This is a genomic window from Sneathiella sedimenti, from assembly GCF_017313765.1.
GTDB lineage: Bacteria > Pseudomonadota > Alphaproteobacteria > Sneathiellales > Sneathiellaceae > Sneathiella > Sneathiella sedimenti.
Genome location: NZ_JAFLNC010000002.1, coordinates 394,126 through 407,882 on the forward strand (window position 1 = coordinate 394,126; position 13,757 = coordinate 407,882).

At 52.2% G+C, this 13,757-nt stretch carries 11 protein-coding genes; 8 read left to right on the forward strand and 3 right to left on the reverse strand.

Annotation, left to right across the window (positions count from 1 at the left end):
• The first annotated feature begins 16 nt into the window (after positions 1-16).
• Together fabG and J0X12_RS07020 are read left to right on the forward strand one after the other, a co-directional pair.
• A complete protein-coding gene (fabG, locus tag J0X12_RS07015) occupies positions 17-742 on the forward strand; it encodes a 3-oxoacyl-ACP reductase FabG (protein WP_207043597.1) in 726 nt (241 codons plus the stop codon).
• Complete coding sequence (locus J0X12_RS07020) at positions 742-1,974, forward strand: beta-ketoacyl-ACP synthase (RefSeq protein WP_237688033.1); 1,233 nt, start codon at positions 742-744, stop codon at positions 1,972-1,974. Before fabG ends, J0X12_RS07020 begins: the two co-directional genes overlap by 1 nt.
• Before the next feature lies 1 nt (position 1,975).
• Here J0X12_RS07020 and J0X12_RS07025 read toward each other — a convergent pair whose 3' ends face one another.
• Positions 1,976-2,353: a PilZ domain-containing protein gene (locus tag J0X12_RS07025; protein WP_207043598.1), complete on the reverse strand. Its 378-nt coding sequence runs from the start codon at positions 2,351-2,353 to the stop codon at positions 1,976-1,978.
• Positions 2,354-2,458: 105 nt separating this feature from the next.
• Positions 2,459-3,088 (reverse strand): DUF6134 family protein, encoded by a 630-nt coding sequence (locus J0X12_RS07030; protein ID WP_207043600.1) that lies wholly within the window; start codon positions 3,086-3,088, stop codon positions 2,459-2,461.
• A 279-nt stretch (positions 3,089-3,367) separates the two neighbouring features.
• On the opposite strand from J0X12_RS07030, the gene J0X12_RS07035 reads away from it, so the two are divergent.
• The 4 genes from J0X12_RS07035 to J0X12_RS07050 all read left to right on the forward strand — a co-directional run bounded on the left by J0X12_RS07035 (position 3,368) and on the right by J0X12_RS07050 (position 11,138).
• A complete protein-coding gene (locus J0X12_RS07035) occupies positions 3,368-5,188 on the forward strand; it encodes an autotransporter assembly complex protein TamA (protein WP_207043602.1) in 1,821 nt (606 codons plus the stop codon).
• On the forward strand, positions 5,188-9,546 hold the full coding sequence (locus tag J0X12_RS07040; protein WP_207043606.1) for a translocation/assembly module TamB domain-containing protein: 4,359 nt from the start codon (positions 5,188-5,190) through the stop codon (positions 9,544-9,546). Before J0X12_RS07035 ends, J0X12_RS07040 begins: the two co-directional genes overlap by 1 nt.
• 93 nt (positions 9,547-9,639) lie before the next feature.
• On the forward strand, positions 9,640-10,257 hold the full coding sequence (locus tag J0X12_RS07045) for an RT0821/Lpp0805 family surface protein (protein WP_207043607.1): 618 nt from the start codon (positions 9,640-9,642) through the stop codon (positions 10,255-10,257).
• Between the two features lie 89 nt (positions 10,258-10,346).
• Positions 10,347-11,138: an enoyl-CoA hydratase-related protein gene (locus tag J0X12_RS07050; protein WP_207043608.1), complete on the forward strand. Its 792-nt coding sequence runs from the start codon at positions 10,347-10,349 to the stop codon at positions 11,136-11,138.
• A gap of 29 nt (positions 11,139-11,167) precedes the next feature.
• On the opposite strand, the gene J0X12_RS07055 is transcribed toward J0X12_RS07050, so the two are convergent.
• The gene (locus J0X12_RS07055; RefSeq protein ID WP_207043609.1) at positions 11,168-11,578 is read right to left on the reverse strand and encodes a lipocalin-like domain-containing protein; all 411 of its coding nucleotides are present in this window, start codon (positions 11,576-11,578) and stop codon (positions 11,168-11,170) included.
• Positions 11,579-11,675: 97 nt separating this feature from the next.
• Here J0X12_RS07055 and J0X12_RS07060 point away from each other — a divergent pair, with 97 nt between their 5' ends.
• On the forward strand, positions 11,676-12,086 hold the full coding sequence (locus J0X12_RS07060) for a VOC family protein (RefSeq protein ID WP_207043610.1): 411 nt from the start codon (positions 11,676-11,678) through the stop codon (positions 12,084-12,086).
• Between the two features lie 233 nt (positions 12,087-12,319).
• Complete coding sequence (locus tag J0X12_RS07065; RefSeq protein WP_207043611.1) at positions 12,320-13,756, forward strand: SEFIR domain-containing protein; 1,437 nt, start codon at positions 12,320-12,322, stop codon at positions 13,754-13,756.
• The last annotated feature ends 1 nt before the right edge of the window (position 13,757 follow it).

Genomic DNA, 13,757 nt, shown 5'->3' on the forward strand with positions numbered 1-13,757 from the left:
TTTCGCGTGAGAATGAATGCAGAAAAGATTTCTAGTGACAGGAGCGAGTGGCGGGATCGGCCGGGCGATTGCGCTTAAGCTGGCTCAGGACGGCTTTGAGATTGTCGCCCATTGCGGTCGCAATCATGACGCCGGTCTGGGGACCGTTGATTTGATCGAAGCGGCTGGCGGCCAAGCCCGATTGGTTCAGTTTGATATTTCTGACCGCGATCAATGCCGCGATATCCTGGAGGCGGAAGTCGAGGAATTCGGCGCCTTTTACGGCGCAGTGCTGAATGCGGGCATAACCCGAGATACGGCCTTTCCCGCGATGACCGATGATGAATGGGATGCCGTTATCCACACCAATCTTGACGGATTTTACAATGTGCTGAAACCGATCACGATGCCGATGGTGTCGGCTCGAAAGGGTGGGCGTATTGTTGTTATCTCCTCAGTTTCGGGGGAAATGGGCAATCGCGGGCAGGTCAATTACAGTGCGTCTAAAGCGGGCCTGATTGGCGCGGCGAAATCGCTCGCGCTGGAGCTTGCAAAACGGGAAATCACGGTCAACTGCGTGGCGCCGGGGCTGATAGAATCGGCGATGACGGACGACCTGCCGATTGAGGAGATTATGAAGATGATCCCACTCCGTCGTTTGGGAGATGTAGATGAGGTGGCGGCAACTGTCTCCTTTCTCTGTTCAGATGGCGCGGCCTATATTACGCGTCAGGTTATCTCCGTAAACGGAGGGATGGCATAATGCAGCGAGTTGTCGTGACAGGTATGGGCGGGGTTACTTCCCTTGGTGAGGACTGGCCTGCGATCTCCGCGAAGATGCGCGCCGGGGAGACGGGAATCCGGCGGATGGAAAGCTGGGATTTCTATGATGGCCTCAATACCCGTCTTGCAGGCCCCGTGGAGGGGTTCGATATCGATAAGCGCTATTCGAGAAAGGCGCTTCGCAGTATGGGCCCTGTCTCGAAGATGGCGGTCTATGCCACCGAACGGGCGCTGGAAATGGCGGGCCTTCTGGAAGATCCGGTCCTGAAATCCGGAAAAATGGGGGTTGCCTATGGATCCTCCTTCGGGAGTACGAAACCAGTTGTCGCCTTTACCGATTTGATGCGGGATGGGCATTCCCGCGATTTGTCCGCAACCAGCTATGTCAAGATGATGAGCCATACAACAGCCGTCAATATCGGTGTCTTCTACGGGCTTTCGGGGCGGGTTATCCCGACATCAAGTGCCTGTACGTCGGGCAGCCAGGGAATTGGCTATGCCTATGAGGCGATCAAGTATGGATTGCAGGATCTGATGGTGGCAGGCGGTGCAGAGGAACTTTGCCCAACCATGGCGGCGGTTTTCGATACGCTTTATGCGACCAGTATCAAGAATGATACGCCACATCTGTCACCGCGCCCGTTTGACAAGGACCGCGATGGCCTGGTGATTGGAGAGGGGGCGGCGACCCTGGTGCTGGAATCCTATGATCATGCGGTAGCACGCGGTGCGACGATACTGGCCGAGATTGTCGGTTTTTCAACAAATTCCGATGGCCGTCATATTACCAACCCGACACAGGCAACGATGGAAGTCGCCATGCAGGGTGCGCTTGATAATGCCGGCCTGTCTGCGTCGGACATTGATTTTATCAGCGGTCACGGCACGGCGACGGAACAGGGGGATATTGCAGAATCCCATGCCACAAAGAACGTTATGGGCAACAATATCCCGATTCATTCGCTGAAAAGCTATTTCGGGCATAGCCTCGGTGCTTGTGGCGCGATTGAGGCGTGGCTCGGCATCGAGATGATGCAGGAGGGCTGGTTTGCGCCGACGGTCAATCTCGACACGGTCGATGATGCCTGCGGCGATATCGATTATGTGATGGGACAAGGACGCAATGTTGCCGTCCGTCATTTGATGAGCAATAATTTCGCGTTTGGCGGGATCAACAGTTCCCTGATTTTCAGGAATGCCGCAGAACTTTGAGCTAGTGAACCGGATTGGGATCGAGTGAGATGCCGGGTAACGCCGTATTCACGGTGTTATAGATAAATTCCGGCGGATCAACAAAACTCAGCCCCACGATATGGCCGTTCTGCCAGACAAGCGTGCAGTTGAAGGCGCCAAAGCGAGGGACTTCGAGAATAACGTCATTGGTCGGCCGGAAATCCTGTTTGGTCTGGAACCTCGCGCCCGTCACCGACATATCCCGCACGACGCCTGGCACCGTCTGCTCGTTGCCCATCAGGCGGGCACCCCACAGGAGGGACAGCTTGCCATTCCACATGACCGTTTTGCGTTTATATCTCCGTTTTTCTGCCCCGGATTCCCCGGCGTCATTTAAATCAGAAATCGTTCCACCCAATCCACTGCTACCTGTGAAATTACTATAACGAGAAGCCAGTAAATCGAAAAGAGATTAATATGGATTAAAAAACTCGCCTCAATTTAAGCCAAAACTGCGGCAATTTTAATCCAGAATTACCGTGACTTGGCGGCCGGAGACGTCATATTCGCCCTTCACGAACTCCTTGTTTGCATCGAACCAGAGTTTGGCTTCCCAGTCGCCGGTAAAGGTGAATTTCTCCGTCTTGACATCCTTGCCTCCGATTTTGATTGTGTCTGCCACTTTGGCGATCTTGACTTTCAAAAGGTCGAAATCGACGATGTTGAAAAGGAGGGTATTGTCGGTGATGTTGTAGTGCCAGGGGGAGGTGGGAAAAGCGTTTAACGGTAGGGTCAGGTCCTTGCCGTTATAGGTCGCCTGGAAATCTTCCGCGTTGCGGTTAAGAGAGATTTCATGGGTCGTGCCATTGTCGTCGGTTTGGCCTTTCATTTTCTGAAGTTCACCGCCTGTCCATGTTTCATTCAGGTTCTGGGTAAACCCATAGACCTCCATACCGAGGAATGAGACAGAGGCGTTGGCGCGCATTTCCTCGATTTCACCCTGCTCATTGCGAATGGTCGTCAGATGCACCTGACCGATCTTGTCAGATTTAAGATAAACGGAGGCGAATTGGCTTTTTTGAGTCTGATCGGCGACTGCTGCGGCGGGTGCCAGGGCGATCAAAACCAAAAGTGTTAAAGTGGCGCGCAACATTATCCTTCTCCTTAATTGGCAACAGCATTATACAGGACGGCGACGTTTTTCCCTTTGGAATCGGTGAATACTAATATTGTATATCAATGCCTGGGATTTCTACTAAACCATAGGCTGAAAATATTGTTGTTTCCCTTCTTTTCCGCGCTTTTTATTGGGCCGTGACCTAGACTCTGTGACAGCGGGACATTAGGTTAAAGATAACAGATTATGTCGCAAAGAACGAGCTTTGACCCATACCCGGGGCGCATTTCCGGGCTATTTCCGAGAATTTGACACTTGTCTCTCAGCCATATCAAATATGTTTGTTTGTTGATCCTGATGGTAATCGCGCTGCCGATGGCGGGTGCGAAACCGATGGCCGCGGCCGAGACTGTAACTACGTCCCCCGGTGAATTGGACCTAACCTATGACGTCAAGATAAATGGCGCGCCCACAGATTCCATCTTGGATCTGATGGAGCAATCCTCTCGCCTAAAGCAGCTCTCAGACAAACTTCCACCGAGTTACGCCGCGTTGCGCCGTCGTGCGGAAGTCGATGTTGAGGGATTTGAGAAGGTTCTCCGGTCGGAGGGATACTACGCCAATGAAGTGGAACTGAGGATTGACAACAATCAGCAGCCAATCGCGATCACCTTCGATATCACGCCGGGACCGCTTTTTCGGATTACGAAGTTCGATATTCATTTCTCGCAAGGCAAAGACATTCCCACCGCGCCAACGCTGTCTGATCTTGGTATCGAGATCGGGATGCCAGCTCGTTCGGAGCCTGTTGTCGATGCGGGCACACAAATAGTAGTCGATCTTGCCAACCGCGGATATCCCGACGCAACGGTTGCGAAGCAGGATGCCATCGTTGATTTTGCAACAGATGCCATGGAGGTCACGCTGACCATTGATGCGGGACCCCGCCTGTATATGGGAGAACTCGAACTGGAAGGACTCGAGAAGGTCGATCAGGAATATATCCGCCGGCTTGCCGAGTGGCAGCCGGGCAAGCTCTATGATAACCGTGTTATTGATAACCTCCGGCGGCGTTATCTGCGAAGCGGTCTGTTCGACAGCGTCCGCGTAAAATCCCGAGAGAAAGACCAGCCCGACAGCACCGTTCCAATCACTCTTGTCTTTGTCGAGAGGGACCGGCGATCGGTAGGCCTGGGCGCAAGTTACTCGACCAGTGAAGGGTTCGGCACACAGTACTACTGGGAAAACCGCAATTATTTCGGAGAAGGGGAGAAGATTCGCGCTGACCTTACGATCGCGGAAATCCGCCGCGAACTGAAACTTACCTTTGTGAAGCCCAACTTCGTCAAGATCGACCAGAATTTGAACGCGAATTTCGACATCCGTAACGAAACGACCGATGCCTATGACGAAGAGGCGGTCTCCGCCTTTATCGGGCTGGACCGGCGTTGGCGTAAAAAGTGGGTTGTGGGTGCCGGCGTTTCCGTTGAATATGCAAAAATCGACGATAGCGGCGTGACCGAAAACTATGCTCTTGGCGGCCTGCCGCTCACGGCGCGCTATAATTCAACGAATGACCTTCTTGACCCGACGAAAGGGCGGCGCTTTGGGGCGTCGCTGGTGCCTTACCTCGGACTTAATGAGAACACGCCCGACTTCATCAGGTTCGAGATGGATGGCTCCACCTACTATTCCGTACTGGAGAATGATCGCCTCGTTCTCGCGGCTCGGGGCAAGCTCGGCCTGATGGCAGGCGACAGTGCCGGGGCAATCCCGGCAAACAAGCGCTTTTATTCTGGCGGTGGCGGTTCTGTACGGGGCTATCAATATCAGACAGTCGGCCCTCTTGATGCCAGCAATGATCCCATCGGCGGGCGGTCGCTTCTTGAGGTGGGTTTCGAGGCGCGAACCCGCATCACCGACAGCATTGGAATTGTTCCCTTTATTGAAGGCGGCAATGTCTATGAAAGCATGGCACCTGATTTTTCCGGAGAGTTTCTCTGGGGCGCCGGGCTTGGGTTCCGCTACTATACGGCAATCGGGCCGATCCGTTTTGACGTTGCGGTACCGCTGAACCCGCGCAAGAATGTCGATGATCCCTATCAGTTTTATATCAGTATCGGTCAGGCATTCTGATGACGCGCAAAAAGCTTATCGCGGCGGTGTTTTTCACGCCCTTCCTGATCCTGATTCTCGCGATTGCAGGTGTTTACGCGTTCTTGCAAATGGACAGCGGTCGCGCGCTGCTGATCGCACAGATAGAGAAGGCAGCCTCAACGCCCGGCGAGTTTGAGCTGCAACTGGGGCCGCTTGAGGGCAATATTTTCAGCGACTTTTCCCTGCAGGCGGTGCGTTTTCGTGATGCGAAAGGGGAATGGTTGAGCGCGGAAAATATTGCAGTCTCCTGGTCGCCGCTCGATCTCATTTCAGGCACTCTCTCCATTCACGCGGTAACCGCGAAAACTCTTGCTGTGGACCGACAGCCGGAATTTCCGCCGCCCGCAGATGAAAGTGAGAGCCCGGCGGGCATGCCGTCACTGCCTGTTGATATCCGCCTGTCGCGGTTTGAGGTTGCCGAGATTAAAATCGCGGAACCTGTTGTCGGGCAAGCGGCAGACCTTGCCCTGCTGATGAATTTCAACGCCAAAATCGACGATGTTATTCACAGCGAGATCAAGCTGACCGAATTGAACGGGCCCGGCACCCTTCTAGCCGGTGGGGTGGATTTCGACCCTGTACGTGACACTCTGTCGCTGGACGTCAAGCTGGACGAACCTGAAGGCGGGATTATTTCGCGCCTTCTGGCTTTGCCCGGCTACCCGGCGATTAAGGTTGACCTCGTAGGTAACGGTATTCTCAATGCCTGGCGGGGACAGTTGAGCGCGAGTGCAGGCAGGCTGTTTGACGCTGATTTCGCCATTGCGACGCAAGGCGCGGAGAAAATAAATATCGAGCTAAAAGGGGGCGGCGCGCTGGATCAATCGCTCGCCGCTGATATCCCGCTGGTCGATGACTCCCGGATTTCTGTTATTGCTTCGCTGATCTTCGATACGGTAACGACCGAAGTAACCCTGTCCTCCGCGAATATAGAAAATGCGGTCTTGCAAGTGCAGGCAAGTGGCACGGTCGACCCCTCCAGCGAGGCCGTCGATCTTGCGGTGAAAACAACATTGCGCGATACAGTGCCCCTGAACGATTTGATTGCGCCTGCCGCCATTAAATCCGGAACGCTCGATCTTGATATCGTTGGGACCTTTGACAAGGTAACAGCCAGTGCGATATTGACCGCGCGCGATCTTGATATCGATAATAGCCTTGCCGCGAAGTCGCTAACAGGTACTTTCACTTCCGAACTTGATCTTGCCCAGTTGACGACTGTGCCCCTTACCGGCTCAGCGGCGCTTGTCAGCCTATCCAAGCTTCCGGAGGAGGTTGTTGGCCTTGTCGGTGAAAATCTCGATATTGATTTCGAACTGGATTATGGCGTTGAAAATGAAAAGCTCACCATTCATTCGCTGCGCCTCCTTGGCAAGCATATCAACGCGCAGAGCCGCGGCGAGTTAAGTCTGGCGGATCTCGGCGCAAGTGCCGATATCTCACTTAAGCTGGATGATCTTTCGCGTATCGCACCCATGAAAGGGGAGCTGCGGGCTGACCTAGCCCTTTCAAGTGCGGATGTTAGTAAATCGCTGACTGGTCAACTGAAAGCCCAGACGGTCAATCTTGACTTGGGAGAACCGAACGTCACATCCCTTGTCGGAACCGGACCAACGCTGGCGCTTCTGGCAGATCTGGATCTTGCGACGGAAATGCTGTCCTTTTCAGATATCAAGCTTGTAACAAAAGCTGGTGACGTTACAGGGAACGCGACTCTGCCGCTCGCCTTTGACGCGCTCAATGCGGAACTGACGGCCAATCTGCCGAAACTGGCCAGTTTAAGTGACCTTGCGGGTTCGCCACTTGCCGGAAATGCGAAACTCACGGCGCGGCTGTCGGGCGCACCGGAGAATCCGTCCATAAAGGGAAATATTAAAGCGGCTGATCTCAAGGTTGACGGCACCTCGTTAGGGGTTTTTGAAGCAACCTACCAGGCTTCTGCGCTGGCGACATCACCGGTCGGGGATTTCACCGCACAGCTCCGTCATGAGCGTTTGACGGCGGATGCGGCCGCAAAGTTTTCGTTGCCCGACTATAACCGTTTGGAACTTGTCGATATCGTTCTGTCTGAGCAGAAAAACCGGATCACCGGCAACGTTGCCATTCCCTTTGACGGCACACCAATCGAAGGTACTGTGAAAGGAGAGATCCCGGATCTTGCCCCGGTTGCGGCGCTGATAGGGGAGAGCGCTTCGGGGTCGGTCAATCTTGACGCAATTCTTGAGAATGGCGGGGGAAAACAGTCTGTCCAGGCCTCGGTGACCGCAAAAAACCTTAACTCGGTGACGGCTGATCTCAGTATTGAAGCCGTCTCGGCCGACCTTGTCGTAACAGATGCACTTGGTACACCGGCTTTCACGGCCAATGCCAAGGCCGGCACTATCTCTGTCGCCGGGCAGAGCCTGAAAGAATTGACGGTTAACGCGACGGGAGACTTATCCGGCCTCGATTATCAGTTTGATCTGATGCGTGAACAGGAACCGGAATTGAAACTTGCCGGGAATGGCACGCTGGGCATCACTGAGGCTATGACCAAGTTGCGTCTGGTGTCGCTGGACGGGGTCTTGGCCGACAGAAAGATTGAGCTGACCACGCCTTTTTCTCTCGAACTGGAGGGAGAGAATATCTATCTTGAAAATTTTGCGCTTTTACTTGGTACCGGGAAAATCAGCGGGTCGGGGCAGTTAAAAGCCGATACGGCGCGCGCGGATTTAAGCATTAGCGATCTTCCTGTCGATCTGGTGACCCTTGTTGATCCGTCGTTCGCCTTTTCCGGCGGTCTCGATGGTGACGTTACGTTGCGGGTCGCAAAAGGATCCCCGGCAGAGGGGGATATTTCCATAAAGGCGAAAGACATAACGCTTGTCGGGGAAGACTATGCGGAATTGCCGACCTTCGAGAGTATGGTGACGGCGAAGCTGAACGCAGGGCAATTGAGCTTTCAGGGGGATGTCAAGGGCCTGGAGGCGACGAGCATTGATGTGTCCGGCCAGTTCCCGTTCAATATTTCACTTGAAAACAGAAATATACTGGTTAATGAAAATGAACCGGTCAAGGTGAATTTAAAAATAGATAGTGATATCAACAAGATATGGCCTCTTCTTGCATTAGATACACAAGTAATGAAGGGGCGCCTTATTGCAAATGCCACTGTAGGCGGGACTATTGGCGCGCCTGAAATAGCCGGAGAGGCGCGCGTGAGTGATGGCTATTTTGAAGAAGTTGAACAGGGCACGATCCTGAGAAAAATTGACCTGAAGGCGGAGATATCCGACGCCGATACGCTCAAACTGGACGTAAGTGCGGCTGACAGTCAGGGCGGGACCGTGACGTCATCGGGTACCATTGATTTTGCCAAGCTGACAGAGCCGGAAATCGACCTCAATGTCGCGCTTTCCAGTCTTCTGGCCGTTAACCGGGATGATTTTTCACTCATTACAGATGGAAATATCGATATCAAGGGCAATCCCCAGCGCCTTACCGTGGAAGGTGAGGCAACAACACGGGAGGTTGAGATCAATATTGGCGGCTCCGTTGCGCCGAATGTCGTTGACCTGAAGTATGAGGCAATTAACAAGCCTGGCGAGACGGTCAAAGAAAAAGTTAAAGACGCTGAGCCGTCAAAAATTGCCCTTAAACTGGGACTCGATTTACCGGGCCGGGTGTTTATTCGCGGCCGCGGTCTTGATTCTGAGTGGAAGGGCAATTTCAAGATCCGCGGCACGGCGGACAAACCGGTTATCGAGGGATTTGTGAGTCCGGTGCGGGGCCAGTTCACATTTGCAGGCAAGAGCTTCAAGCTGACGGAGGGCGAGATTTCGCTGGTGGGCGGGGAAACCATCAACCCTGAACTGTCCCTGAAGGCGGTATATACCGGGCCAAATGTCACCGCTGTGGTAACGATTTCCGGCACGGCCTCCAACCCGAAGATAAGCTTTTCTTCACCCGACGGACTGCCTCAGGATGAAGTGCTCGCCCAGGTACTGTTCGGGAAATCTTCCGGCAAGTTGTCGGCGGTGGAGGCAGTGCAACTGGCGGAGACGATTGCCGCTCTCTCGGGTAAGCTCGGGAGCGGGGGCGGAATTACAGGATTTGTGCGCGACACCTTGGGTGTCGATGTGGTGAGCGCCAGCACGAATGAACAGACCGGCGAAGCCGAAGTGAGTGTCGGGAAATATGTCACGGATAATATCTATGTTGGCGTTGATCAGGGAACTCAATCCGGCGGCACTCGCGCCAAGGTCCAGATTGAGCTGACGCCCAATATCTCGGTGGAAAGCGAGATGGGGCAGTCGACGGACAGCAGTGTCGGCATCTTCTGGAAATGGGACTACTAGTCTTGGCGGACTAACGATACTGCCCGGATTAAACCATATTTCAATTTTATTCTTGGTTGTTACGGTAACAACAAGCTTTTGCGGGGTTTTATCATGACGAAAAGAAGCGCGGCGAAAACTCAATGGCAGCCGGGCAAAACTGCGTTGGTTTGCATTCTGGCACTCGGGTTTGCCGTTGTCGACATTGTGCCGGTCAAAGCCGATCCGCCGCCCTGGGCACCGGCGCATGGTTATCGCAACAAGCATAAAAACAAGAACAAGGGAAAGAACAAGACTTATGTCGTTGCACCCGTGCCCTTTGGAATCGATACGGGTAAATGTAATCGCGAACTTCTGGGCAGCGTGCTTGGCGCGGCCGCGGGGGGAGCGGCTGGCTCTCAAATTGGCAAGGGGGACGGCAAGCTCGTGGCGATCGCGGGCGGCACCATCATTGGCTATCTATTGGGGGGCGCCATCGGTCGGAGCATGGATGAAGTTGACCAGAATTGTATCGGCCAGATCATGGAGCATGCCGAGGATGGGCAGGACATTATCTGGAACAATCCGCAAAATGGGGCTGTCTATGAAGTGAGTCCTGAACGTACCTACCAGCAGAATAACGGCGAGTATTGCCGTGAATATATTGCGGAGTCAGATATCGGTGGCAAGAAGCAAACGACCTATGGCACCGCCTGTCGACAGGTTGACGGGAGCTGGAAAATCAAAAGCTAAGGCACCGTGACCGTTTTTCACTAGGTATCTTTTCTCTGGTTGCTATGATGGTGAAAAATAAAAATAACCAGACTGAGAAGAGGGACTTCATGAGTTACGAATTCATTTCCGTCACGACGGAAAACCATGTCACGCGGATCACTTTTGAACGGCCGGAGGTGCTGAATGCCATCCACAAGCCAATGCATGATGAAATGCAACGCGCGCTGGATAGCTTCGCCCAGGACGACGATCAGTATATCTGCGTCCTGAAAGGACGCGGGGACCGGGCCTTTTGCGCGGGCAGCGACCTGAAGGCGATCGCCGCGAGCAAGGATCCGAAGGCGCGGCAATATCCCAAGAATGGCTATGCGGGCCTGATAGAACGGTTCGATCTGAGCAAGCCCGTTATTGCCGCCGTTGACGGGGTGGCGTATGGCGGCGGGTTCGAGATCGCGCTTGCCTGCGACATCATCATCGCGACGGAAAATTCCCGTTTCGCTCTGCCTGAACCGCTGGTCGGTGCGGTGGCGCTTGGCGGCGGCCTTCACCGGCTCGCCCGACAGATCGGCCTGAAAAAGGCAATGGGGATGATCTTAAGCTCCGACAGCGTGGATGCCATGAAGGGGGAGGAACTCGGCTTCGTGAATGAGGTGGTGGCGCCCTACGCGATGGAGGAGGCGATTGACCGCTGGTGCGCACTGATCCTCCGCGGTAGCCCGCATGCCATCCGTGCCTCCAAGGAGACGGTAATGCGCAGTCTGGACGAGCCGTCCCTGGAAGCGGCGATGCTAAACCAGAAGTCTTATCCGGCATTCAGCGCGTGGTATGAATCCGATGACCGGATCGAGGGACCGCGCGCCTTTGCCGAAAAGAGGAAACCTGACTGGAAAGGCAAGTAACGGCTCACAGGTTGGGTGAGGGGGGGGCTTTAGCCCTCCGCCCGTTCCCACAGCAGGTGATGCTCATAGGTGTTGCCCGAGGAGGTCGTTTCCGGCTTGGTCTTGAGCAGGACATTTTCCCCCTGTAGAACCACGGTCCGGATCAAGGGCCCGTCAATCCAGTAAGGGACCGTCGCCACGTCAACGTCATGAATGACCTGGTCGCCTTCAATGCGGAAGTTACCGCCATAGGCAAGGCAGATATCGGGGCTGGCGGCTGTTTCCCGGGGCTGGTTCGCGAAATCGCGCCGCATCAGAAAGCCACTCATCCGGCCTTCGTTGGTGTAGATGATCTGGCCCTTCGCATCCTCGCCCATCGGATAGCCGGCGGGTTTTCCATTCTTGAGGCTCTGCCAGCTTTTTAGGATCCAGGTACCAATCAGGTCATCACGGGTAATCATTAGAAATTTCCTTTTCTTGTTATTATCTAAGCAAGGTAGCAGTTTGGTGCGCGTGGCAAAAGCTGTAATATCACATCTCAACAACCGGGAGTGCGACATGTTCAAAATCAAGCATATTGATCATCTGGTCCTGCGGGTGCGGGACATCGAGAAGATGATGGATTTCTATATCAAGGCGCTTGGCTGCACATTGGAGAAAACCCAGGAAGACATCGGGCTGTACCAGCTTCGCGCCGGATCCTCCCTGATCGATCTGGTGCCTGTTGACGGCACGCTGGGCCGTATGGGCGGGGCGGCCCCGGGAAAGGAGGCGCGCAATCTAGATCATTTCTGCCTTTCCATCGAGAATTTTGAGGAGGAAGCCATCCGCGCCCATCTCAACGCCCATGGCATTGACCCCGGTGAACTCAAGAGCCGCTATGGCGCCGACGGGCAGGGACCATCCTTCTATATGAGTGATCCCGAAGGGAATGTGGTGGAACTGAAAGGCCCAGCGGAGGCGACGTAAACATGCGGCCCTCCTTCTTTGAGATGCAAGGCGATATCTGGGCACCCAAATCGATAGGGAGCTCGCCCTCCTCGGCGCCATCCTCGCCCTATAGCTGCTCTCACGGCTGCATGATCGGCAATTAAAGAGGGTGGGGTAAAATCAAGAAATAATTAGTAGAATATATTCAATTGAAAATACAATTAATAATAGTGTATTTTCGAATGGTATTGAACTACTAGGATTTGAGTTACATGGCAGCACCAAAACTATTTATTTCATACAGTTGGTCGAACGTAGAACATGAGAAGCGTGTATTAGGTTTGGCTGCCGGATTAGTGGAATCTGGTGTCGACGTAATTCTGGATAAGTGGGACCTAAAAGAAGGCCATGACGCAGTGGCATTTATGGAGAAAATGGTTACCGATAAATCTATTAAAAAAGTCGCCATCATAACTGACAAAACTTACGCGGCGAAGGCTGATGGAAGAGCAGGAGGCGTCGGTACAGAAACGCAAATAATCTCTAAAGAAGTATATGACAAGCAAAACCAAGGCAAATTTGTTGCTGTCGTCATGGAAAAAGATGACGATGGGAATCCGTTTGTCCCTACTTATTATAAATCGAGAATATTTATAGATTTAAGTGAACCGGAAATTTACGCTGAGAACTTCGAAAAATTATTACGCTGGATTTTTGATAAACCGTTACACGTTAAGCCAGAGTTGGGAAAGAAACCTAAATTTCTCGATGAACCAGAAGATTTATCACTAGGAACGACTGTTGCATTTCGTCGCGCGGTTTCTGCCATTAAAGATAACAAGCCTTTCGCGTTAGGTGCATTGGATGAATATTTTACGATATTCTCGGCAAATTTAGAAAATTTTAGGCTAACAAATGTTCAGGGAGAGTTTGACGACGCTGTTGTGGATAATATCGAAAGTTTTATCCCTTATCGCAATGAATTAATCCAAGTTCTTCTGACAATTGCTCACTATTGTCCTGCTGAAGAGTATATAAAAAAAGTTTATCGTTTTTTCGAATTGCTAATTCCCTATCTAAGTGTTCCTAAAGATGTCGGATCTTGGAAGGAATGGGATTTTGATAATTTCAAATTCATCATCCATGAAATGTTTTTGTATACGATAGCAATTTTCATCAAAACTGAAAATTATGCGTTGGCAAATTACCTTCTAAATAACGAGTATTATGTTTCATACCATTCGAGCCGTGGTAGCTCAGTAATGGTTAAGTTTACTGAATTTCGGAATTATTTAAGGTCACTGGATTACCGAAATAATAGATTAAAATTGAATAGAATTTCTGTACATGCTGATTTATTGCATGAACGATCAAACGGTACAGGAATAGAGTTCAATGATCTTATTCAAGCCGATTTCGTATTGCTATTGAGAGGCGATCATGATGCTTCTGATAGTTATGATAGGTGGTGGCCGGAGACTTTAGTTTATTCTGAAAGATTCCGAGGTCCATTTGAAATATTCTCTAGGTCGAAATCGAAATCATATTTCGCATTAATAAAACCGATGCTGGGCATAAATAACATTGAGGAATTGAGAGCGCAGCTAGATGAGTATAAAAAAGGCAACATAAAATTACCAAGCTGGAGCTATTTGAGACTTGAACCAACGGAGTTAGTTGGTTTAGAAAATCTTGAGACGATACCTTAAA